The 23,013-nt window shown below is 60.2% G+C and carries 17 protein-coding genes and 3 tRNA genes; all 20 read right to left on the bottom strand.

The features are described from left to right. Window positions 1–107 precede the first annotated feature (107 nt). Complete coding sequence (locus QFX16_RS10475; protein WP_283184545.1) at window positions 108–1,484, bottom strand: diaminobutyrate--2-oxoglutarate transaminase; 1,377 nt, start codon at window positions 1,482–1,484, stop codon at window positions 108–110. Window positions 1,485–1,839: 355 nt separating this feature from the next. Beyond that, a complete protein-coding gene (locus tag QFX16_RS10470) occupies window positions 1,840–4,263 on the bottom strand; it encodes a TonB-dependent receptor (RefSeq protein ID WP_283183844.1) in 2,424 nt (807 codons plus the stop codon). A 67-nt stretch (window positions 4,264–4,330) separates the two neighbouring features. Then, window positions 4,331–5,281 carry a FecR domain-containing protein gene (locus tag QFX16_RS10465; RefSeq protein ID WP_283183843.1) on the bottom strand — a complete coding sequence of 317 codons (951 nt, stop codon included), beginning with the start codon at window positions 5,279–5,281 and terminating at the stop codon, window positions 4,331–4,333. Further along, a complete protein-coding gene (locus QFX16_RS10460) occupies window positions 5,278–5,787 on the bottom strand; it encodes a sigma-70 family RNA polymerase sigma factor (RefSeq protein WP_008145604.1) in 510 nt (169 codons plus the stop codon). The genes QFX16_RS10465 and QFX16_RS10460 overlap by 4 nt, the downstream gene beginning before the upstream one ends. 393 nt (window positions 5,788–6,180) lie before the next feature. Next, a tRNA-Asp gene (locus QFX16_RS10455) sits at window positions 6,181–6,257 on the bottom strand. 92 nt (window positions 6,258–6,349) lie between these two features. After that, window positions 6,350–6,426, bottom strand: a tRNA-Asp gene (locus QFX16_RS10450). Window positions 6,427–6,481: 55 nt separating this feature from the next. Continuing rightward, window positions 6,482–6,557, bottom strand: a tRNA-Val gene (locus QFX16_RS10445). 159 nt (window positions 6,558–6,716) lie between these two features. Further along, window positions 6,717–7,493, bottom strand: coding sequence for an SDR family oxidoreductase (locus QFX16_RS10440; protein ID WP_283183842.1), 777 nt, complete (start codon window positions 7,491–7,493; stop codon window positions 6,717–6,719). Then, window positions 7,490–8,701 (bottom strand): O-succinylhomoserine sulfhydrylase, encoded by a 1,212-nt coding sequence (locus tag QFX16_RS10435; protein ID WP_046047729.1) that lies wholly within the window; start codon window positions 8,699–8,701, stop codon window positions 7,490–7,492. Before QFX16_RS10435 ends, QFX16_RS10440 begins: the two co-directional genes overlap by 4 nt. A 65-nt stretch (window positions 8,702–8,766) precedes the next feature. Beyond that, window positions 8,767–10,272, bottom strand: coding sequence for an amidophosphoribosyltransferase (purF, locus tag QFX16_RS10430; RefSeq protein ID WP_010456022.1), 1,506 nt, complete (start codon window positions 10,270–10,272; stop codon window positions 8,767–8,769). Window positions 10,273–10,313: 41 nt separating this feature from the next. After that, window positions 10,314–10,874 (bottom strand): CvpA family protein, encoded by a 561-nt coding sequence (locus QFX16_RS10425; RefSeq protein ID WP_074875247.1) that lies wholly within the window; start codon window positions 10,872–10,874, stop codon window positions 10,314–10,316. Between the two features lie 98 nt (window positions 10,875–10,972). Further along, window positions 10,973–11,632: an SPOR domain-containing protein gene (locus tag QFX16_RS10420; RefSeq protein ID WP_283183841.1), complete on the bottom strand. Its 660-nt coding sequence runs from the start codon at window positions 11,630–11,632 to the stop codon at window positions 10,973–10,975. Continuing rightward, complete coding sequence (gene folC / locus QFX16_RS10415) at window positions 11,616–12,923, bottom strand: bifunctional tetrahydrofolate synthase/dihydrofolate synthase (RefSeq protein ID WP_283183840.1); 1,308 nt, start codon at window positions 12,921–12,923, stop codon at window positions 11,616–11,618. Before folC ends, QFX16_RS10420 begins: the two co-directional genes overlap by 17 nt. Next, the gene (gene accD, locus QFX16_RS10410; protein WP_283183839.1) at window positions 12,920–13,840 is read right to left on the bottom strand and encodes an acetyl-CoA carboxylase, carboxyltransferase subunit beta; all 921 of its coding nucleotides are present in this window, start codon (window positions 13,838–13,840) and stop codon (window positions 12,920–12,922) included. Before accD ends, folC begins: the two co-directional genes overlap by 4 nt. 182 nt (window positions 13,841–14,022) lie before the next feature. Next, window positions 14,023–14,643, bottom strand: a complete 621-nt coding sequence (locus tag QFX16_RS10405; protein ID WP_283183838.1) for a phosphoribosylanthranilate isomerase — start codon at window positions 14,641–14,643, stop codon at window positions 14,023–14,025. 63 nt (window positions 14,644–14,706) lie between these two features. Beyond that, on the bottom strand, window positions 14,707–15,531 hold the full coding sequence (gene truA / locus QFX16_RS10400; protein ID WP_046047735.1) for a tRNA pseudouridine(38-40) synthase TruA: 825 nt from the start codon (window positions 15,529–15,531) through the stop codon (window positions 14,707–14,709). Between the two features lie 212 nt (window positions 15,532–15,743). Next, window positions 15,744–17,165, bottom strand: a complete 1,422-nt coding sequence (gene ltrA, locus QFX16_RS10395; RefSeq protein ID WP_283182147.1) for a group II intron reverse transcriptase/maturase — start codon at window positions 17,163–17,165, stop codon at window positions 15,744–15,746. A 481-nt stretch (window positions 17,166–17,646) separates the two neighbouring features. Then, window positions 17,647–20,388 (bottom strand): FimV/HubP family polar landmark protein, encoded by a 2,742-nt coding sequence (locus QFX16_RS10390; protein ID WP_283183837.1) that lies wholly within the window; start codon window positions 20,386–20,388, stop codon window positions 17,647–17,649. Window positions 20,389–20,595: 207 nt separating this feature from the next. Next, window positions 20,596–21,606, bottom strand: coding sequence for an aspartate-semialdehyde dehydrogenase (locus QFX16_RS10385; protein ID WP_283183836.1), 1,011 nt, complete (start codon window positions 21,604–21,606; stop codon window positions 20,596–20,598). 244 nt (window positions 21,607–21,850) lie between these two features. Further along, window positions 21,851–22,963 (bottom strand): aspartate-semialdehyde dehydrogenase, encoded by a 1,113-nt coding sequence (gene asd / locus QFX16_RS10380; RefSeq protein WP_033061853.1) that lies wholly within the window; start codon window positions 22,961–22,963, stop codon window positions 21,851–21,853. Window positions 22,964–23,013 lie beyond the last annotated feature (50 nt).

Genomic DNA, 23,013 nt, shown 5'->3' with positions numbered 1-23,013 from the left:
CACTTCACTGAACCTTTTTAAACAACCAGACGACCATCAAAGTTACCTGCAGCATTGTCATCAAACTGCAGTTCGGCGGACTGCCAACGTAACTTCGATTGATTCATTCAAGGGCGCAACTGCAATAACGCTGCAGCCATCGCGTTATCAAAACGCTGGATCACTTGTTGGCATTGTTCATCGTCGATAATCAATGGCGGCAACAAGCGGATGACATTGCCCTTACGCCCGCCGCGCTCCAGCAACAGGCCTTGTTTGAAGCACTGTTGCTGGATGGCCACGGCCAGCGCCGGGTCCATAGGGAAATGCCCGTGGCGATCAGCCGGCTGGCGCTCGTCGACGATCTCTATGCCCAGCATGAGGCCGCGACCGCGCACTTGGCCGAGGGCCGGATAATGCGCCTGCAACTCGACCAGTCGGTCCTTGAGCCACTGGCCACGACGCTCGACCTGGGGGGCGAGGTTTTGCTGTTGCAGTACCTGCAACGTGGCCAGCCCGGCGGCCATGGCCATCTGGTTGCCGCGGAAGGTGCCGGCGTGATTGCCTGGCTCCCAGGCGTCGAATTCACGACGGATGCCCAACACTGCCATGGGCAAACCGCCACCGACCGCTTTGGACATAACGATCAGGTCCGGCTCGATGTCGGCGTGTTCGAAAGCAAACATCTTGCCGGTGCGGGCGAAACCGGTCTGCACTTCGTCGAGGATCAGCAGGATGCCGTGCTTGCGCGTTACCTCGCGGATCGCCCGCAGCCAGCTCGCCGGGGCACAGTTGACCCCGCCCTCACCCTGCACCGCTTCAAGGATCACCGCCGCCGGCAGTGACACGCCGCTTTCGACGTCTTCGATAAACTGGGTGAAGTAGTGGGTCAAGGCCTCGACCCCGGCCTCACCGCCAATGCCCAGCGGGCAACGGTATTCGTGGGGGTACGGCATGAACTGCACCCCGGGCATCAGGCTGGCGATGGCATTTTTCGGCGCGGTGTTGCCGGTCAGGGCCAGGGCGCCGTGGGTCATGCCATGGTAGGCCCCGGAGAAACTGATGATGTTGTTGCGCCCGGTGAAGGTCTTGGCCAATTTCAGCGCGGCCTCCACCGCATCCGCCCCGGATGGCCCGCAAAACTGCAAGCAGTAATCACGGCCCTGGTTCGGCAACAGGCTGAGCAAGGTTTCGCTAAAGGCGTCCTTGACCGCGGTGGTCAGGTCCAAGGTGTGCATCGGCAGGCCTGAGGCGAGGAAGCTGTCGAGGCTGGCCATGATGGCCGGGTGATTGTGCCCCAGGGCCAAAGTACCGGCGCCGGCCAGACAGTCGAGGTACGTATTGCCCTCGACATCGGTCACCCAGAGCCCGTGCGCCTTGGCGATGGCCAGCGGTAACTTGCGTGGATAACTGCGTACATTAGATTCGAACTTGCTTTGTCGAGCCAAATAGTCGGCATTGGTTTTTTGCAAAGGATTAGAGTGCAATACGCCATCATTCAACATCGCTTCACCCTCGTTAAATTCGATATGCAACTTATTCTCATTAACAAGTTGTTGCAACTAATTCTTACAACCCATTTGGAAATTTACATATAGCGATTTGAACTATTTTAAAAAACATCAGACACGCAAAAAACCAAGTTAATAAACCTGGTATAAACTCCGGAAGTGCCATGATCTAGCCATGATCTTGTAATAAAACTGACAACTTCGATATAGGCTACGGATAGATAGCGACTTATACGCAAGTGTCTCGATCGTTCATTAACTGATGGTGTGCATATGTCCTTCCTCTATACGAATCAGGTCATGGTCCAACGATGGCGCCCCGGTCCCTGGGGCGCATGACACAGGTGAATCAGAAGTCGACGGTCGCCGAAAGGAGGTAGGTGCGCGGGGTCGACAGCGTCAAGCCAGGCTCGCTGTCATCCGAGGCCCCGGCCGAACTCCAGTAGCGCTTGTCCGCCACGTTCTCGACATTGGCACGCAGGGTGATGTTCTTTTCCTCGACCTTGAACGCATAGCGTGCGCCCACGTCGAAACGCTCCCAGGAGTCGATTTCCTTGTTGTTGGACTGGTCCAGGTACTGCGAGCTGGAATAGATGCCGCGGCTGGTCAGGGTCAGGCCCTGCACGGTCGGTACGTCCCACTCGGCGCCCAGGTTGACGTTGTATTTCGGCGTGGCCGGTGCCCGGTTGCCGTCGAAGGTGCCATTGGTGGTGTTACTCAATTCGCTGTCGATGTACATGACACCGCCGAGCAAACGGAAACCATCAAGCGGTTCACCGAACACACTCAGTTCCACACCCGTGTTCTCACGCTTGCCGTTCGGGCCAAAGACGCGCGTCGTGGCATTGGTCTCGTAAGCCGGCTGCTTGATCCGGAACACAGCGGCGGTGACGGCGAACGCACCAGCGTCATACTTGGCACCGACCTCGACCTGGCGGCTGATGAACGGCGGGAAGATCTCGTCCTCGTTCACCGAGGTCGACGGTGCGATCTTGCCCTGGCTCAGGCCTTCCATGTAGTTGGCATACAGCGACAGCTTATCGGTTGCCTTGAACAGGATGCCGCCCGACGGCGAAACCTTTTCCTCGTCGTAGGCGGTGTCGCCTCTGACGTTATCGGTCCAGTCGTCAACCTTCACGCGCTGCCAGCGGGCGCCGAGGGTCAGCAGCAGCCGGTCATCGAAGAAACCCAGGGTGTCGGACAACGCCACGCCGCTGGAGCGGTTTTCGGTATAGACCTCCGAATCCTGTCGCGTGGGTCTGACAGGTGTTGGTGTTTCAACGGGGTTATAAATGTTGCTGTTGGCCGCAGCATAACGGGCGCCGCCATTTTCGAAGTCCATGTAGTAATAGCTGGCTGCCAAGTTGACTTCATGGCTTACCGGGCCGGTATGGAACCAGTTGCGCACTCCCGCCGTGGCCGTCCGGACATTTTCGTCACGGGTGAAGTCACGCGGTTGAACGCTGAAATTGCCAGCGTTGTTGGTGACCGAAACGGCATGTCGGAGGAAGTCATGGTTACTTTTGCGCGCGCCCACACCGCCATACAGCATGACGGAATCACTGACATCGTATTCAGCATTCACAGTGCCGAAAGTGTCGTTGGTACTCGCCTTGCTCCAGGGTTGCGCATAGTTGCGGCGCACATCGCTGGCATGCGGAACCTGCGCGTTAGGGCCAACCTGTACGCGCTCCTGCGGTGCGTCGGTATCACGTTCGGTGCGCCCGATGTCCGTCGAGAGTCGCAGGCGTTCACCGCGAAAATCCAGGCCCAGGACGGCCATCTCGCGGTCGACATTCTGGTGATCCCATTCGGTGTCGCCGGACTGCTTCACGCCATTGAAACGAAGACCGAACTTGTTGTCTTCACCAAAGCGCCGGCCAACATCCACGGCACCACCGACCTGGCTGTCGGAAGCGTACATACCGGTGAACGAAGTGATGGGCTTGTCGGTCGCGCGCTTGGGCACCACGTTGATCCCGCCACCCACGCTGCCCCGCGGCGAGATGCCGTTGATGAGCTGGCTCGGGCCTTTGAGGACGTCGACGCGGTCAGCCATCTCCATGTCGATCGTATAGGTCGGCAGGACGCCGTAGAGACCGTTATAGGCAACATCACTGTTGAACAGGCTCAACCCTCGAATGGTGAACTGCTCATAGCGCCCACCCGCCGGGTTGGTGGCGCGAACCGAAGGATCGTTGGCGATCAGGTCGCCCAAGGTACGCGCCTGCTGGTTTTTGACCACCTCACTGGTGTAGGTGGTCATGCTGAACGGCGTTTCCATAAAGTCTTTCGAGCCCAGCAAGCCTTGCGAACCACGGCGCGCGACCTGGCCGCCGGCATACGGATCGCCGTCCACCGGATCAATGGCACCGAGAATCGAGGTGGCGCCCAGTTGCAGGCTGCTGCCTTCCGGCGCTGGCGTCAGGATGTACGCCTCTTCGCCCACCGGCTGCAGTTGCAGACCGGAACCCTGCAGCAGTCGGGCAAAGCCCTCCTCGACCGCGTATTCGCCGGAAAGTCCTGGGCTGGTGCGACTGCCCACCAGTGCCGGGTCCACTGACAGATTGACCCCGGCCAACCCGGCGAAACGGGTCAGCGCTGCGCTGAGGCTTCCTGCCGGCACCTGATAACTGCGTCGAGGCGCGTCTTCGGCCCAACCGGCAGTGATGAACAACGGACAAGCACTCAGACTCAGCAACAGACTCAAGTGCAACAACGGGCGCAGCCTGGAAGAACCCAGACGCGTACTGCAGGGCATCGCTACGGGCATTGAGAATCTCTCTGATTTCGTTTCACTTGCCTTGAATGACAAGCGACGCGAAAAAAGGGGACAGGCCTCAGACACTATTTTTGCGCGGCAGCAACGTAACCCAGTAGCGGGTTCGCCTATGCACCTCCAGCGGCAAGCTGGCCGCCAGCAACGTCAGGATGCGATCGGTGTCTTCCAGACGGAAACTGCCGGTGACGCGCAGGGATTCGAGTTCCGGTTCCCAGCGCAACAATCCCGAACGATAGGTGCTGACTTCGCGCAGAAAATCGCCCAGGGGCTGGTTCTGCGCCATCAACACGCCGTCGCGCCAGCCTGGGGCAAGCACATCGAAAGGTTCGACGCGTCCGGCACCCATCGCCTGAAGGCTGACTTGCTGGCCTGCGCGCAATGAAAAGACCGGCCCGCGCAAAGGCTGCAACTGCACAGCGCCTTTAAGCACTGACACCTTGCACCCCGTCTGCCCCTGACGAACGCACACTTCGCTCTGACTGACGACCACTTGCCCGAAGTGCGTCTGGATCGTCAGCGGCGATGTACCGGGCACATTCAGCGCTATTTCGCCTTCCACCAGTGTCAGCCGGCGATTCTTCAGGTCGATATCGACGGCACTCGCGGTGTTCAATTGCAGCGAGCTGCCATCGGCCAACTGGACTTTTTTGCCCTCCCCGGTCGCGGTTCGCAAGTCAGCGCGCCAGACGTCCAGAGGTAGCTGCCGGCTGATCAGCCAGGCGGTTGGCACCAGTGCGACCGCCCCGACGGCGCGCTTGAGCACCGTGCGCCGACTCGTCTGCGGCCGATCCAGGCTGGCCATGGCCAGTGCCGACGGCAGGTCGGCAAAGCGTTGGCGCAAGAGTTGGGCTTTCTGCCAGGCCTGTTCGTGACTGGGATGGCTGTCACGCCAGTGCTGCAGATTGGCACGATCGCGTTCATTGGCGGCGCCTGATTCCATGAGCGCCAGCCATTGAGCGGCAGCCCGCACAACTTGCCGGGCTTCAGCCGAAGGTGTCGAACCGATCACAATTCCACCAGCAGGCAATGTTCATAGGCTTGCGCCATGTAGCGCTTGATCGTGCGCTCCGAGACTTGCAGGCGTTCAGCAATCTCGTGATAACCCAAACCCTCCAACTGGCTCCAGAGAAACGCTCGTCGCACCGCCGTCGGCAATCCATCGAGCAATTCGTCCAGGGCTTGCAGGGTTTCCAGCAGCAACCAACGCTGCTCGGGCGACGGCACGCAGTCTTCAGGCAGCAGCGCCAGCGCACTGAGGTAGGCTTGCTCCAGGCTGCGGCGCTTATAGAAATTGGTGAGCAGTCGCTTGCCGACTGTCGCCAGATAAGCGCGGGGTTCTTGCAGGTCAGCGATGTGCTGGGAGCTGGCGAGTAAACGCACGAACGTATCCTGGCTCAAGTCCGCCGCATCATGGCCATTGCTCATGCGTCGCCTCAACCAGCTTTCGAGCCAGCCACGATGGTCGCGGTACAGGTCGTGGAAGGTTTGCGCCGCCGGCATCGCTGCATCACTCATCTAAAGGAACCCTGCGCGAAGAAATATTTTAAATGCGACTCATTCTAATTAGTGTTGATACTTCAAACCAAGCGCTTTATGCGTTTTGCCCCCAGGAAAAACTGAATATGCAAATGAAAGACAGGTGTTTCTGCCACGCAGCCACCGGTTGATCAGGGCTGAGCGTTATTGAGGGAAATCATCGAGAGGAGTAACAATTCGACACACGGCCGCATTTGGCCGGCAGATGCGGATACCCATGGTTGCGGGGAGCAGGAGAGAAAAGCCAAATCGCAGACACAAAAAACCCCGGTCTTTCGACCAGGGTCTTTGCTATCGACTCGAAGTAGACACTGGCTTTACCAGCAGCTTTCTTCGTAGCTTCAAGGCGTTCAGTGGGCCTTGAGGCAGATATGGCGCAGCGGACGGGACTCGAACCCGCGACCCCCGGCGTGACAGGCCGGTATTCTAACCGACTGAACTACCGCTGCGTATCGCTTTGGACTTGCGTCCAAGTAACTCGTCTGACTGAAAGCTTCGAGGCTTTCAATCTCGAACCAGAATAAACCTGACTCGGAAAATATGGCGCAGCGGACGGGACTCGAACCCGCGACCCCCGGCGTGACAGGCCGGTATTCTAACCGACTGAACTACCGCTGCGCGTCGGTGGAGGCTTTTAAAAGCTTCCATCTTGCTTTCGCAAGACTCTCGGAAGTGGTGGGTGATGACGGGATCGAACCGCCGACATTCTGCTTGTAAGGCAGACGCTCTCCCAGCTGAGCTAATCACCCGTTTGCATCTCCGAGGCCGCGAAATTTACGCAGGTACCGAAGCTAAGTCAATACCCCGCTTGAAGTTTTTCTGAAAAAGACAAAATCATGTCATTTCCCGCAGCGCTGCCCACGGCCGCCTGCAACCTCAAGCCGCCGCTGTCGCGGCCCCCGCTCGGATTACTCGCTGTAAATCATCTTCTTGGTCATGCCGCCATCGACCACGAACTCCTGGCCCGTGACGAAACCGGCGTTCTTCGACAACAGCCAGGCGACCATCGCCGCCACGTCCTCGACCGTACCGACCCTGCCCGCCGGATGCTGTGCATGGTCGGCATCAGTCAGTGGTTCGGCACGACGTGCGGACGGATCCCGCGCATCGATCCAACCCGGGCTGACTGCATTGACGCGGATTTCCGGCCCGAGGCTGATTGCCAAGGCGTGAGTCAGGGCCAACAGGCCGCCCTTGCTCGCCGCATAAGCCTCGGTGTCGGGCTCCGACTGCCCGGCGCGGGTCGAGGCCAGGTTGACGATTGCGCCGCTGTGAGCGCGCAGGTACGGCGCACAGTGCTTGGCCAGCAGCATCGGCCCACTGAGATTCACCGCCAGCACCCGATTCCAGTACGCCAGATCAAGGCTTTCAAGGGTGGTGTTGTGCGGATCGGCAACCGCCGCGTTGCACACCAGCGCATCCAGACGCCCGAACTGCCCCAGCACTTCGGCGACGCCCAATGCCACCTGCCCTTCGTTCGAGACGTCCATGGCGATGAACCAGGCGTTGTCGCCGAGCACCTTCGCCACTTTCGAACCGCGTACCCGATCAAGATCAGTCAGCACCACTTGCCAGCCTTCGCTGATCAGCCAGGCCGAGATCCCCAGACCAATGCCCCGCGCAGCACCCGTGACCAGTGCAACGCGGCCGTTGGTGCCAGTGGTCGGCGTGGACAACTCGATCACAAGGCAGCCAACCCGCGCGCCAGATCGGCTTGCAGGTCTGCCACGTCTTCCAGACCGACCGCGATGCGGATCAGGCTGTCACGAATTCCCGCTGCTTCACGCTCTTGCGGCGCCAGACGGCCGTGGGAGGTAGTGCTCGGGTGCGTAATGGTGGTTTTGCTGTCACCGAGGTTCGCGGTGATGGAAATCAGGCGAGTCGCATCGATAAAGCGCCAGGCGCCCTCTTTGCCGCCCTTGACCTCGAAACTGACGACCGCACCAAAGCCTTTCTGCTGACGCAGGGCCAACTCGTGCTGCGGATGGCTTTTGAGACCGGCGTAATGGACTTTCTCGATACCTTCCTGCTGCTCCAGCCATTCGGCCAGTTGCTGGGCATTGGCGCAGTGAGCCTTCATGCGCAGGCTCAAGGTTTCCAGGCCCTTGAGGAAGATCCAGGCGTTGAACGGGCTCAGGGTCGGCCCGGCAGTCCGCAGGAAACCGACGACTTCTTTCATCTGTTCGCTGCGACCGGCCACAACACCGCCCATGCAACGGCCCTGGCCGTCGATGAACTTGGTCGCCGAGTGCACGACGATGTCCGCGCCCATCTTCAGCGGCTGCTGCAACGCAGGGGTGCAGAAGCAGTTGTCGACCACCAGCATCGCGCCTTTGGCGTGAGCGATTTTCGATAACTCGGCGATGTCCACCAGTTCAGCCAGCGGGTTGGACGGCGATTCGACGAACAGCAATTTAGTGTTGGCCTTGATCGCCGCATCCCAACCGGATAAATCCGCCAAGGGCACGTAATCGACTTCGATGCCGAAGCGCTTGAAGTACTTTTCGAACAGGCTGATGGTCGAACCGAACACGCTGCGCGACACCAGTACGTGATCACCAGCGCTGCAGAGGCTCATCACCACCGCCATGATCGCGGCCATGCCGGTCGCCGTGGCCACGGCTTGCTCGGCGCTTTCCAGTGCGGCAATGCGCTCTTCGAACGCGCGCACGGTCGGGTTGGTGTAGCGCGAGTAAACGTTACCCGGCACTTCACCGGCAAAGCGTGCCGCCGCATCAGCAGCGGTACGGAATACGTAGCTGGAAGTGAAGAACATCGGGTCACCGTGTTCGCCTTCCGGCGTGCGGTGCTGACCGGCGCGTACGGCCAGGGTGTCGAACGCTACGCCTTCGAGGTCGCTGTCCAGCCGACCGGCATCCCAATCCTGACTCATGCTGTCACTCCTTGCCTTGCTCTTTTTAGTAGATACAAAACCGGCCCCTCAGGGCCGGTAGTTACTCAGTTGTTATACAGATCAATGATCGCACTGACTGCCTGCGTCTTGACCTTGGAGGCATCGTTACGTGCCTGCTCGATCTTGTTCAGGTAAGCCTCGTCGACGTCGCCGGTGACGTACTGGCCGTCGAACACCGCGCAATCGAACTTCTCGATCTTGATCTTGCCGCCACCGACCGCTTCGATCAAGTCAGGCAAGTCCTGATAGATCAACCAGTCAGCGCCGATCAGATCAGCCACGTCCTGGGTTGAACGGTTGTGCGCGATCAACTCGTGAGCGCTCGGCATGTCGATGCCGTAAACGTTCGGGTAACGAACGGCCGGTGCCGCGGAGCAGAAGTAGACATTTTTGGCGCCGGCTTCGCGGGCCATCTGGATGATCTGCTTGCAGGTGGTGCCGCGAACGATGGAGTCGTCCACCAGCATCACGTTCTTGCCGCGGAATTCCAGCTCGATGGCGTTGAGCTTCTGGCGTACGGATTTTTTCCGTGCCGCCTGGCCCGGCATGATGAAGGTCCGGCCGATGTAGCGGTTCTTCACGAAGCCTTCGCGGAACTTGACGCCCAAGTGGTTCGCCAGCTCCAGGGCCGCGGTACGGCTGGTGTCCGGAATCGGGATAACCACGTCGATGTCGTGTTCTGGACGCTCGCGCAGGATCTTCTCGGCGAGTTTCTCGCCCATGCGCAGGCGGGCCTTGTAGACCGACACGCCGTCGATGATCGAATCCGGACGCGCCAGGTAAACGTGTTCGAAGATGCACGGGGTCAGGGACGGGTTGGTCGCACACTGACGGGTGTGCAGCTTGCCGTCTTCAGTGATGTAGACCGCTTCGCCCGGCGCGAGGTCGCGAATCAGGGTGAAACCGAGCACGTCCAGAGAGACGCTTTCGGAGGCGATCATGTACTCGACGCCTTCATCCGTGTGACGCTGACCGAAGACAATCGGGCGGATGCCATGCGGGTCGCGGAAACCGACGATGCCGTAACCCGTCACCATCGCCACGACCGCGTAACCACCGACGCAACGGTTGTGCACGTCTGTAACAGCGGCGAACACGTCTTCTTCAGTTGGCTGCAACTTGCCGCGCTGGGCCAGTTCGTGCGCGAACACGTTAAGCAGCACTTCCGAATCGGAGTTGGTGTTGACGTGGCGCAGGTCAGACTCGTAAATCTCCTTGGCCAGCTGCTCAACGTTGGTCAGGTTACCGTTGTGCGCCAGGGTGATGCCGTAAGGCGAGTTGACGTAAAACGGTTGGGCTTCGGCCGAAGTCGAGCTGCCCGCGGTCGGGTAACGCACATGACCAATACCCATGTGGCCGACCAGGCGCTGCATGTGACGTTGATGGAACACGTCACGCACCAGGCCATTGTCCTTGCGCAGGAATAACCGGCCATCATGGCTGGTCACGATACCGGCAGCGTCCTGGCCGCGGTGCTGGAGGACGGTTAGCGCGTCATACAGCGCCTGATTGACGTTCGACTTACCGACGATACCGACGATGCCACACATGCGACGCAACCCCTACTTAATGGATCTGAACTGAACACAACTCACTGAGGCGTTTTGGCCATCGGCAAGAGGTGCTCCTTGAACGGTATCTCAGCGGGTACGCTGATACCGCTGGCAAGCCACTGACTGCTCCACCCCAGAATCAGGTTTTTGGACCAGTCTGCAACCAATAGAAATTTTGGCACGAGCTGTGACTCTTGCCACCACCCGTCCTGCTGTACCGGCCCCAGGCTCAATAGCCCGACCGCCACGACCACCAGCAACACGCCACGCGCGGCGCCGAAGGCCATGCCGAGGAATCGATCGGTCCCGGACAGCCCGGTGACGCGAACCAATTCGCCGATAAGATAATTGATCATCGCGCCTACGATTAACGTGGCGACAAACATGATGGCACAGCCCGTGATCACACGGGCCGACGGCGTTTGGATGTATCCGGCGAGGTACTCGGACAATGAACCACCGAACATCCAGGCGACGACTCCTGCGATGATCCAGGTCACCAGCGACAGTGCTTCCTTGACGAAGCCGCGGCTCAGACTGATCAATGCGGAGATGGCGACGATTGCAACGATCGCCCAGTCAACCCAGGTAAATGGCACAGTGCAGCCTACAGACGGATAAGGCGGCGCATTTTAGCAGAGCGCATGGCTATCGGTAAGCTGCGATTGTCAGTGCATTTCAAATCGGGGCGCTAGTTTTAACCACGCTCAGGCTGGAAACGCACCACAAAACCCTTGAGGTTCTGCTGGCGACTCAACAAGTCACGCAAACGATCGGCTTCTGCCCGCTCGATCAGCGGTCCGACAAACACCCTATTCTTGCCGTCGGCAGTACGAATGTAGGCGTTGTAGCCCTGGCTGCGCAGGGATTTCTGCAGGCTTTCTGCACTTGCACGGCTCGACAGGCTGGCCAGTTGCACCGACCAACTGACCGACAGGCCATTGGCATCGACGCGACTTTGAGTCGTGTCCGGCTTGCCCGGTGCAGCTGTGATGGGCTGGGTAGGTGCTGTCGCAGGCTTGACGACCGGAACAGGAGCCGGAGCGACCGGTTTGGCGGCAGGCGCAGGCGCCACCGGTACACTCGGGGCAATCGCTGTCGACGGTGCTTCTTGCTGAGCGATTTCGTCATCACTCGGCACAGGCTCCTGAGGCAGCGCTTGCGGCTCAGGCACCACCACCGGTTCGACCTGAACTTGCGGCACCGCAGGCGCTTGCGGCGCAGCCGGGGCTTCAACCGTCACTTGACGCTGTTCATCCTGACGGGAAAACAGCATCGGCAGGAAAATCACCGCCAGCGCCACCAGAACCAGGGCGCCAACCATGCGCTGTTTGTATGCCTTATCCAGCAATGCCATTTGCCGCTTCCTCCGTGGAGCGCCGGGCCAGCCATTCAAGGGCCTCGGCAACACAATAAAATGATCCGAACAACAGAATCTCGTCGTCGTTCGTCGCCAGCGCGCACTGCCCTTCCAGGGCGGCGGCCACGCTGTCATAGGACGCTACCGAGGCGCCAAGGTTCTGCAATGCCGCGTGCAAATCGGCAACCGGGCGTGCTCGCGGTGAATCCAGCGGCGCGACGGCCCATTGCTGGACACTAGCATTCAATTCACCGACAACACCATCCAGATCCTTGTCCGCCAGCAATCCGAACACCGCCAGACGCTTGCCGGCCGGTGGACGACTGGCCAGACGGCGAGCCAGATACTCTGCCGCATGGGGGTTATGCCCCACGTCCAGCAACAGGTTCAGGCGCTTGCCCTGCCAGTCAAACTGACGGCGATCGAGGCGACCGACCACCCGAGTGGCTTTCAGCGCAGCAATAATTTGTGCATCCACCCAAGGCAAACCGAGCAACAGGTAAGCCTGCAACGCCAGCGCGGCGTTTTCCATCGGCAGATCGAGCAACGGCAGATCATGCAGCTCGACCACTCGCCCTTGAGCGTCAAGACCGCGCCATTGCCAGTTGTGATCGGTGATGCCGAGGTCAAAATCGCGCCCACGCAGGAAAAACGGGCAATTGAGCTCTCGCGCTTTATCCAGCAGAGGCTGTGGAGGATTCAGGTCGCCACAGAGCGCAGGTGCGCCCTGGCGGAAGATGCCGGCCTTTTCGAACGCTACGGATTCACGGGTATCACCCAGATAGTCCGCGTGATCGACACCGATGCTGGTGACCAGCGCCATATCGGCATCGACCACGTTGACCGTGTCCAGACGCCCGCCCAGCCCGACTTCCAGCACCACCGCATCGAGACTGGCGTGTTGGAACAGCCAGAACGCCGCCAGGGTGCCCATTTCGAAGTACGTCAGCGAAGTGTCGCCACGGCCCGCCTCGACCGCTGCAAAGGCTTCGCACAGCTCGACGTCAGTGGCTTCGACGCCATTGACCTGCACCCGCTCGTTGTAACGCAGCAGGTGCGGAGAATTGTAGACACCGACGTTCAGCCCCTGCGCCCGCAGCAACGAAGCCACGAATGCGCAGGTAGAACCTTTGCCATTGGTGCCGGTGACCGTGATCACCCGAGGCGCCGGCTTGCCCAGTCCCATGCGGGACGCTACCTGTTGCGAGCGCTCCAGGCCCATGTCGATGGCCGAAGGGTGCAACTGCTCAAGGTAGGCGAGCCACTCGCCAAGGGTACGTTCGATCATATGTTGGCGGGTACCGGTGGAACTACGATTGGCTCGATTGGCGCGGCGACGAATTTCGGCGTCGGCAGGCCCATCATTTGTGCCAGCAGATTGCCCAGACGCGGACGCAGCTCCTGACGGTGGATGATCATGTCGATCGCACCGTGTTCCAGCAGGAACTCGCTGCGCTGGAAGCCTTCCGGCAGTTTTTCACGCACGGTTTGCTCGATCACGCGCGGCCCGGCGAAGCCGATCAGGGCCTTTGGCTCACCAACAATCACGTCACCGAGCATCGCCAGACTGGCGGAAACACCACCGTAGACCGGGTCGGTCAGCACAGAGATGAACGGAATGCCTTCTTCACGCAGACGCGCCAGTACCGCGGAGGTCTTGGCCATTTGCATCAGGGAGATCAGGGCTTCCTGCATCCGCGCACCGCCGGAAGCGGCGAAGCAGATCATCGGGCAACGGTTTTCCAGCGCGTAGTTGGCGGCGCGAACAAAACGCTCACCAACGATGGCGCCCATCGAACCACCCATGAAGGAGAATTCGAAGGCCGAAACCACTACCGGCATGCCCAACAGGGAGCCGCTCATGGAGATCAGTGCGTCTTTTTCGCCGGTCGCCTTTTGCGCAGCTGTCAGGCGATCCTTGTACTTCTTGCCGTCGCGGAACTTCAGACGGTCAACCGGCTCCAGGTCCGCGCCCAGTTCGGCACGGCCTTCAGCGTCGAGGAAGATATCAATACGAGCGCGAGCGCCAATACGCATGTGGTGATTGCACTTGGGGCAAACGTCCAGGGTCTTTTCCAGCTCCGGACGATACAGCACAGCCTCGCAAGACGGGCATTTGTGCCACAGACCTTCAGGCACCGAGCTCTTCTTGACCTCGGAACGCATGATCGAAGGGATCAGTTTGTCTACTAACCAGTTGCTCATGCTTTCTTTCTCCAGTACCGGCGGCCCGAACGCTTTGGTTCGCAGCCCCGCGTATGCCCTTGAGCTAAATTCATGTGTGTGGCGATGATCGATGGGTTGCCGGATCAGCTAAACGTGACCTGCGTACACCCCAAAAACCCTCAGCCATGCCTGTGGACGGCGGCAGTGTGCCAGCCGTCACATCAGCTACCGCGTACCGCTTTAATGAATGCCTGAATCTTTGCGTGATCCTTGATGCCCTTGCTCGCCTCCACCCCACCGCTGACGTCCACGGCATAAGGCCGAACCCTTGCAATCGCCTCGGCGACGTTGTCCAGCGTCAAGCCACCCGCCAGGATGATCGGTTTGCTCAAGCCTTGCGGTATCAGAGACCAGTCAAACGCTTCACCGGTTCCGCCGGGTACGCCTTCAACGTAGGCGTCGAGCAGGATACCGCTGGCACTTGGAAACGCATCGCACGCAGCCGCGATATCGTCACCGGCCTTGACCCGCAGCGCCTTGATGTACGGACGATTCCATTCTTCGCAGTCGGCCGCGGTTTCGTCGCCGTGGAACTGCAACAGGTCCAGCGGCACGGCGTCGAGGATTTCCCCCAACTCGCAGCGGCTGGCGTTGACGAACAACCCTACGGTGGTCACGAACGGCGGCAACGCCTCGATGATCGAGCGCGCCTGCTGAAACGTCACGGCCCGGGGGCTTTTGGCGTAGAACACAAATCCGATCGCATCAGCCCCGGCCTCAACCGCTGCCAACGCATCTTCTATGCGGGTAATCCCGCAAATCTTGCTGCGAATGGCCGACATGTCGATAGAACCCCAAGGTAAATCCGAGAAAGTCCCGGATGGTAACAAAAGCGTTCGAGGGCGTCAGCCGTCAAGTTCCGAGAAGCCGGTCAGGAAGTGCGGCCCGATGTAACGCTCGGGCAATTCGAACTCGTCGCGGTACTCGACCTGCACCAGGTACAGGCCGTACGGATGCGCCGTCACCCCACCGGAACGGCGAATGCGGCTCTCCAGCACTTCTTTCATCCACTCCACCGGGCGCTCGCCGGCACCGATGGTCATCAGCACGCCAGCAATGTTGCGCACCATGTGGTGCAGGAAGGCGCTGGCGCGGATGTCCAGCACGATCATCTTGCCGTGGCGCGTGACGCGCAGGTGATGCAGCTCCTTGATCGGCGACTTGGCCTGACACTGGCCGGCACGGAAAGCGCTGAAATCGTGGGTACCGACCAGGTACTGCGCCGCCTCGGCCATGCGTTCGACGTCCAGCGGACGGTGGTTCCAGGTGATTTCTTCGTTCAGGTGCGCCGGGCGGATCTGATCGTTGTAGATCACGTAGCGATAGCGCCGGGCAATCGCCTTGAACCGCGCATGAAAATGCGCCGGCATAACCTTGGCCCAGCTGACACTGACGTCGTGGGGCAAATTGATATTGGCGCCCATGACCCAGGCTTTCATCGAACGCTCGACCTGGGTATCGAAATGCACCACCTGACCGCACGCATGAACGCCGGCATCCGTACGCCCGGCGCAGAGCAGCGACACGGGTGAATCGGCGACTTTGGACAAGGCCTTTTCGAGCGTTTCCTGCACGGTAAGTACGCCGGAAGCCTGGCGCTGCCAGCCGCGATAGCGCGAGCCTTTGTATTCAACGCCCAACGCGATCCGGAAAAAGCCGTCGGCCACCATTTCGGCGGCCGGGTTATCTATATTTGCCAAGGAGTGACAGCCTGCTGATGTACGCAAAGGCGGGCATTATAAGGCCGCCGGACCGGGACGCCAGAGGCGTGTGCTGTTTGTGACCTGCCGGGAACGATCTGTCGTCGGCTGATCGAGTAGGAGGCGGCTTTACAGCCGCCGTCCTCTCACACCACCGTACGTACGGATCCGTATACGGCGGTTCAAGTTATGCGATTAAGCCGAGTTATCGTATTCAGTATTGAGACCAGACCAAGCCGATCCCACAGTTTCTTCGGTAGCGCCTGATTCATGTGTGGCGCTCCCGAGTTCCACCATGGGCCTCGGCCATTGAACGCTGATATGCAGGCGCGATGCCTACTGAGCCCCAGGCGTATCAAGTTACGAGCCCTTGTTGAGGGCTGCTTCCATTGACGCCATACGGCGCAGCGCAGCTTACGACGCACCCAGCCATCCAGTTTCTCCAGCGCTCGCTTGCCTTGGGTTAACTTGAAGTACCCAGCCCAACCACGCAGCACAGGGTTTATCCGCACGATGACGGTTGCCATCTTGCAACCCCGCGCGCCGCGTAGCAGCTCTGCGAGTCGGTCGCGTAAGCGACCCAGACTCCTCGTCGCCACTCTTAGTCTCGGCTGTCGGTGCCAGCTCATCCCATAACCCAGATAATCACAGACCCAAGGCCTTGCCACGCGGCTCTTTTCCCTATTCAGCGTCAGTTTCAGACGCTGGATCAGGAAGCACTCGACGCTGACCATCACTCGCTCGCCGGCACGGCGACTGCGCACATAAATGTTGGCGTCGTCGGCGTAGCGCACGAAGCGATGACCCCGCCGTTCCAGTTCGCTGTCGAGTTCGTTGAGCAGGATGTTCGACAGCAACGGCGAAAGCGGGCCGCCTTGCGGCGTCCCTTCCTGCCGTCGGCTGACGAGTCCACCTGACATCGTTCCCGCTTCGAGGTAACGACGGATCAACGTGAGCACACGCTTGTCTTCGATTTGACGCGCCACGTAAGCCATCAGGACATCGTGGTTGACCCGATCAAAGAATTTCTCCAGATCAAGTTCCACGCACCAGCGGTGACCCGCTGCCACATGGCCGCGAGCGGTTTCGATGGCTTGGTGAGCGCTTCTGCCCGGACGAAAGCCGTAGCTGTAATCCGAGAACAGAGGGTCGAAGATCGGCGTGAGCTGTTGCAGCAAGGCCTGCTGGATCAGGCGATCCACGACGCAGGGGATACCCAGCTGCCGTGTCCCGCCTTTGGGTTTCGGAATGTCGACGGCGCGTACACCTTGTGGGTGATACTCACCGGCCAGCAACCGAGCCTTAAGGGTCGGCCAATACTGTTTCACGTAGCCTGCCAATTCGTCGACCGTCATGCCATCGGCACCCGGCGCGCCCTTGTTGCTGACTACGCGTTGATACGCACGCTTGAGGTTGGCGGGTGCAAGCACCCGCTCCATCAGCGTGTCCGGCTCCGCGTTCGTCCACGTCACAGACGCCGCCGATACCTGTGCGCTGTCAGCCGTCATCCGCGGATACTGTCCGGGACTCGGAGTAACAGTCTTCTCTGCGAGAAATTTCTGCATTTCGGTATCCAACGAGACTCTGACGCCTACCAGCGGCATAACCTGTTCGGCCCTTGGTGACGTGGTTATCCGCCACTTACTACGGCCTCGGCTGACTTCTGCACGCTCATCCCGTCGCCTCTCGGCGTTCGGTAGCACAGTGGCAAACGTGCAGATCTCCCAGGGTAATTCGCGTGACCTTCCTGCTTATGCCTGTCGGATCTACGTCGCAACGTTCCGTGCAAGTATTGGGCTTTGAGGAAGTTTGCCCCCTTACCCCGCTGCGCCGCCTAATCCGCTTCCTGTTCGTCAGGCCAGCATTTTGCCTCGGGCTTCCTTCAGATTCGCAGTCACCCGCGACACCCTTGCCTCTGGCTAACACTTCCCCTTGCCGGGTGTGTAGAGGACTTTCACCTCCAAGTCACCAGCGTGGCCACCACAGCCAAGCCGGTTGCGCTTGCGCGCAACGCGCCATGCCTGGCGCACAAACAAAAACGGCAGCCTCAATGGGCTGCCGTTTTGTTTACGCCTTACCGATCAATCAAGCCAGACGCGAAAGCATCTCCTTGGCTTCGCTCTTCTGACCTGCATCACCCTCGGTCACCACTTCGTTGAGGATGTCCCGGGCGCCGTCGGCGTCGCCCATGTCGATATAGGCCTGGGCCAGATCGAGTTTGGTCGCGACTTCGTCAGTGCCGGAAAGGAAATCGAATTCCGGCTCGTCAGCGGCGGAGGCCATGGCGTCTTCCGCCGTGAAGCTCGGCTCGCCAAGACTCTGAGACAGACGATCCAGTTCGGCGTTGACGTCATTCAGTTCGGCTGCAAACGCGTCCGGAGCGTCTGGCGCGTCCATTTCGTCAGCCAGCGACAGGTCGAAATCGGCTGGCAGCTCCAGATCGTCCAGCGCAACCTCGGGAACAGTCGGCGCTTCAGCGACAGGTAGATCCAGGTCCTTGACGCCTTCATCCAGACTCAACAGGAAGTCGTCTTCGGCCAGGGTCGCCGGCGAGGCATCCCCACCAAGATCCATATCCAGGTCGAAGTCCGACAGGTCATCGAGGCTTTCCTTGATGTCGGTCTGCTGCTGCAACACCGACTCGAAGCTCAAGTCGTCGTCCAGCGGGAACTCGTCCAGCTCAGCCGCAGACACTGGCTCTGGTTCTGGTTCTGGTGCAACCACTGCCGGAGAGGCAGTTTCCAGATCATCCAGACTCAAATCGAAGGCACTGTCGAAGTCATCGGACTCTGCTTCTGCTTCTGGTTCTGGTGCAACCACTGCCGGAGAGGCAGCTTCCAGATCATCCAGGCTCAAATCGAAGGCATTGTCGAAGTCATCGGGCGCTGCCGGTGCCGGCGCTTCAGGCTCGTCCAGCAGCAGATCCTTGACGTATTGCGCGTCCAGTTCGGCAGCGATCGCAGCGGCTGCGATACCACCGGCTGCCGCAATGACCATGGCCGGGAAGCGGCTCTTGAGTTTTTCGACCTGAGCAAAGTTGTCACCATTGGCCACCAGTTGGCGTTCCTGGGCAACGAATGCATCGCGGTCGCCTTGCTGACCGTAGACTTCCATCAGCTTGAGGCGCAAGTCACTGCGTTGCGGCTCTTGCTTGATCCCGTCTTCCAGCAAGGCAGCCGCCTGATTCAGACGACCGGCAGTAATGTGCGACTGCGCCTTGGTCAATACGTCGTCATCGCGCTCGCCAGCAGGCGATACCAATGGCGCGGCGATTGGCGGCGTTACCACAACCGGAGCAATCACCGGAGCCGGCGCGGGTGCAGGCGACGGCGCTGGGATTGGCGCGGTAGCGAGCTTCACGCTCGGCGGCGGCACTTCCAGGTCTTCAAAGATGCTTTTTGGCAGGTCGAGTTCAGCGGAGAACGCCTGCTCCTCGGCCAAATCACGGGCCATGCGCAAATGCTTCTCGGCTTCTTGCTGGGCTTTGCGGCGACGCGCCAGCAACAGCAGCAGGAACAGCACCAACACGGCACCGCCACCTGCCAGACCCAGCAGCCACGGATTGGTCAGCAGTTCTTTGAATTGCTGATCGTCGGATGCTGCCGGCGTCGGCACGACAGGCTGCTCGGCCGGAGCTGGAGTGGCCTCGGGCGCAGCAGCCTCAGGTGCAGCCGGAGCCGCGTCCGCAGGCGTTGTTGCCGCAGGGTTGGCCGCCAGTTCGGCTGACATTGCCGGAGCGGTCGCACCTGGTGCTGGCGCACCCGCCGCGCCTTCAGCCTGCAACTTGGCCAGTTGATTGTTCTTCAGTTCGATCAGGCGTTGCAGCTTCTCCAGCTGACTTTGCAGATCGGTCATGCGGCTTTTCAGTTCGGCATTGTCACGACGGGTCGTGTCGAGGCTTTCCTGGGTCACGGCCAGCTTGTTGCTCAAATTCTTGGCATCACCGGCGGCGCCTTTGCCACCGGCCTTGCCGGACTCGGCAGAGACCAGGCTCAGCTTGTCTGTCGCCGTTTGCGACGAAGGCCCTTCGTCCCGAGCGCGCTTGGTGGCATCAAGCTGCTGCTGTCCGGTCCCGGACTTCGCCACATAGCGACGACCCTGACGCCATGCGGTGTTCTGCGCGGAGACTTCAGCAATGGCCTTCGGTTGCGGCACGCTGGTGCTCTGCGCCTGATCCGGCAGACGCAGCACCTGACCGGCTTTCAACCGGTTGATGTTGCCGTCGATAAAGGCATCCGGATTCAACGCCTGGATGGCCAGCATGGTTTGCTGGACCGAGCCGCCATTGCGCGCCTTCGCAGCGATTTCCCACAGGGTATCGCGCGGCGCGGTGGTGTATTGGGTTGGTTCGGTGCTACCGGTCACCGGTGCGGTGACGGATTGCGTCGGTGCAGGCTGCGCAGCCGCATCAGCGGTTTGCGGCGAGAATTTGGACGGATCGAGCAGCACGCTGTAATCACGCAGCAGGCGACCGTTGGGCCACATCACCTGAACCAGGAATTTCACCATGGGTTCGGAGAGTGGTTTGCTGGACGTCACACGCAGGATGCTTTTGCCGCTGGCGTTGAGCACCGGGGTAAAGGTCAGGTCATTGAGAAATGCCTGGCGGTCGACACCGGCCTTGGCGAAATCTTCGGGCGAAGCCAGGCTCGGCACCACTTCGGCAGCGGTGAGGTCCTTGACGTCGAGCAACTCGATTTCTGCTACCAGGGGCTGGTTCAGCGTCGACTTCAGGGTCAATTCCCCAAGCCCGAGGGCATGCGCCATACCGGAGGACAGCGCCGAGGCGGCCGCTATTGCTAACACCAGTTTGCGAACTTGAACCATAGCCTCATCCTTTGTTTGAACATTCCTCGGCCAGCGAGAAGGTGTTGATAGTCGCTGCCGTAAGGCATTGCGCGCGGCGGCGAAGAGTCGTCGCGCGCGATCATTTCATTCATGCCACGCAAAGCCCCGAAGGGAGCCCGCATTCAGCAGTCCGGCCAAGCATAGCGCCCGGCTGGATTCATTCGACAAATTGTTGCCAAGTATCTTTTACAGCAGGTCTTTTATCAACAATTCAGCCACCTGCACAGCATTGAGCGCTGCGCCTTTGCGTACGTTATCTGACGTCAGCCACAAATTTAGTTCCGACAGGTCGTCGATCCCGCTGCGAACCCGACCAACGTAGACCACGTCCTGCCCTACCGCATCGCCTACCGGCGTCGGGTAATCGCCGGCTTCCACCAACTCGATACCGGGCGCGTCTTCCAGGGCGGCGTTGACTTTTGCCAGGTCGATGTCGCTCGATGACTGCAAGGTCACGTTAAAGCTATCGCCAAAAAACACCGGGGCTTGAATGCAAGTGACGGAAATCTTTAATAAAGGCAGCGCCATGACCTGACGCAGCTCGCGTACCAGGCGTTTTTCCAGCAGCGTATGCCCCTGCTCATCGGGCTTGCCCACTTGCGCCAGCAGATTGAAGGCCATCTGCCGATCGAAGAAGGTCGGCTCCAGCGGACGCACATTGAGCAGCTCGGCCGTTTGCCGTGCCAGCTCGGTGACAGCTTCGCGGCCCTGGGCGGAGACGGCCAGGCTGGCGGTCAAATTGATGCGTTGCAGATTGAGCAAACCGAGCAACGGCGCCAGCACTACCGCCAGTGTGGTGGCCGAAGGGCTTGGACTGCTGACCTGGAACGGCTTTTTCAAACCCGCCAGCACCTGCGCGTTGGCTTCAGGCACGACGTGTGGCGCCTGATCAGCCGGCAAGGCGCCGGACAAGTCGATCAGCGAGCAACCGGCGGCCGTGGCACGCGAAGCGAAACTCAGGGTTACCGCCGGGCCGGCAGCGAAGAACACCAGCTGGACCTTGCTGAAGTCGAACTCATCGACTTCCCGCACCCGCACATTCTTGCCGCGAAACGGTACCGAATGTCCGGCCGATTCGCTGCTGGCGAGCAGGTGCAGATTGCCGACAGGGAAGTCGCGCTCTTCGAGAATCTGCACGAGCGTTTCGCCGACAGTACCGGTGGCGCCGATCACGGCGATATCAAAGGACTGGCTCATGGTTCTACCTCTGGCGAAACGGGGGGAGCGGCACTTTACCGGGTGGTTGGCATGCAGGCAATTCTGCCAAGGATTTGTGGTGCCTGTACCGGCCTCTTCGCGGGCAAGCCTCGCTCCTACATGGAATCGCGTTGCCCTTGCAGGAGCGAGGCTTGCCCGCGAAGAGGACCTCACTGGCGACACAACCCCCATAAAAAAACCCGCACCTCTTTCAAGGCACGGGTTCGTTCATTACGTCAATCGATCAACGCTCAAGCAGGATCCGCAGCATGCGACGCAGCGGTTCGGCCGCGCCCCACAGCAGTTGGTCGCCGACGGTGAACGCGCCAACGTACTGCGTGCCCATGTTCAGCTTGCGCAGACGGCCGACCGGTACGTTCAGGGTGCCGGTGACTTTCGTCGGGCTCAGTTCCTGAATGCTGGCTTCGCGGCTGTTCGGCACCAGTTTGACCCAAGGGTTGTGCTGGCTGATCAGCCCTTCGATATCGGCGATCGGCACATCTTTGTTCAGTTTGATGGTCAGCGCCTGGCTGTGGCAGCGCATAGCGCCGATACGCACGCAGATGCCATCGACCGGAATCGGGCTCTTGAAGCGACCAAGGATCTTGTTGGTCTCGGCCTGGGCCTTCCACTCTTCGCGGCTCTGACCGTTCGGCAGTTCTTTGTCGATCCACGGGATCAGGCTGCCGGCCAGCGGTACGCCGAAGTTTTCGGTCGGGTACGCGTCGCTGCGCATGGCTTCGGCAACACGACGGTCGATGTCGAGGATCGCGCTGGCCGGGTCGGCCAGTTGATCGGCGACAGCGGCGTGGGTCGCGCCCATTTGCTTGATCAGTTCGCGCATGTTCTGCGCGCCGGCACCGGAGGCCGCCTGATAGGTCATGGCGCTCATCCACTCGACCAGACCGGCTTCGAACAGGCCGCCCAGGCCCATCAGCATCAGGCTGACGGTGCAGTTGCCGCCGATGTAGTTCTTGGTGCCCGCGTCGAGCTGCTGGTCGATGACCTTGCGATTCACCGGGTCCAGCACGATCACCGCGTCATCCTGCATGCGCAGGCTGGAAGCGGCGTCGATCCAGTAACCCTGCCAGCCGGCTTCGCGCAGTTTCGGGAAAACTTCGCTGGTGTAGTCGCCACCCTGGCAGGTCAGAATCACGTCGAGGGTTTTCAGCTCATCAATGCTGTAAGCGTCCTTGAGCGGAGCAATGTCCTTGCCCACGGACGGGCCTTGGCCACCGACATTGGACGTGGTGAAAAACACCGGCTCAATAAGATCGAAATCCTGCTCTTCCAGCATCCGCTGCATGAGCACGGAACCGACCATACCGCGCCAACCGATCAGACCTACACGTTTCATCGCAACTACACCTTCTTTAAAAGTGGGCCGCTGCTTTCAAGGTTGAAAGT

Origin of the sequence: Pseudomonas svalbardensis, from assembly GCF_030053115.1 — a bacterium.
Lineage (GTDB): Bacteria > Pseudomonadota > Gammaproteobacteria > Pseudomonadales > Pseudomonadaceae > Aquipseudomonas > Aquipseudomonas svalbardensis.
This window is presented reverse-complemented; position numbering and strand designations above follow the sequence as displayed.

Excerpts from the sequence above, each read along its gene's own strand:
- QFX16_RS10475 (WP_283184545.1), bottom strand. The coding sequence starts at position 1,484 with ATGTTGAATGATGGCGTATTGCACTCTAATCCTTTGCAAAAAACCAAT.
- QFX16_RS10470 (WP_283183844.1), bottom strand. The coding sequence starts at position 4,263 with ATGCCCGTAGCGATGCCCTGCAGTACGCGTCTGGGTTCTTCCAGGCTG.
- QFX16_RS10460 (WP_008145604.1), bottom strand. The coding sequence starts at position 5,787 with ATGAGTGATGCAGCGATGCCGGCGGCGCAAACCTTCCACGACCTGTAC.
- QFX16_RS10435 (WP_046047729.1), bottom strand. The coding sequence starts at position 8,701 with ATGAGTCAGGATTGGGATGCCGGTCGGCTGGACAGCGACCTCGAAGGC.
- purF (WP_010456022.1), bottom strand. The coding sequence starts at position 10,272 with ATGTGTGGCATCGTCGGTATCGTCGGTAAGTCGAACGTCAATCAGGCG.
- QFX16_RS10420 (WP_283183841.1), bottom strand. The coding sequence starts at position 11,632 with ATGGCATTGCTGGATAAGGCATACAAACAGCGCATGGTTGGCGCCCTG.
- folC (WP_283183840.1), bottom strand. The coding sequence starts at position 12,923 with ATGATCGAACGTACCCTTGGCGAGTGGCTCGCCTACCTTGAGCAGTTG.
- accD (WP_283183839.1), bottom strand. The coding sequence starts at position 13,840 with ATGAGCAACTGGTTAGTAGACAAACTGATCCCTTCGATCATGCGTTCC.
- QFX16_RS10405 (WP_283183838.1), bottom strand. The coding sequence starts at position 14,643 with ATGTCGGCCATTCGCAGCAAGATTTGCGGGATTACCCGCATAGAAGAT.
- truA (WP_046047735.1), bottom strand. The coding sequence starts at position 15,531 with ATGGTGGCCGACGGCTTTTTCCGGATCGCGTTGGGCGTTGAATACAAA.
- ltrA (WP_283182147.1), bottom strand. The coding sequence starts at position 17,165 with ATGCCGCTGGTAGGCGTCAGAGTCTCGTTGGATACCGAAATGCAGAAA.
- QFX16_RS10390 (WP_283183837.1), bottom strand. The coding sequence starts at position 20,388 with ATGGTTCAAGTTCGCAAACTGGTGTTAGCAATAGCGGCCGCCTCGGCG.
- QFX16_RS10385 (WP_283183836.1), bottom strand. The coding sequence starts at position 21,606 with ATGAGCCAGTCCTTTGATATCGCCGTGATCGGCGCCACCGGTACTGTC.
- asd (WP_033061853.1), bottom strand. The coding sequence starts at position 22,963 with ATGAAACGTGTAGGTCTGATCGGTTGGCGCGGTATGGTCGGTTCCGTG.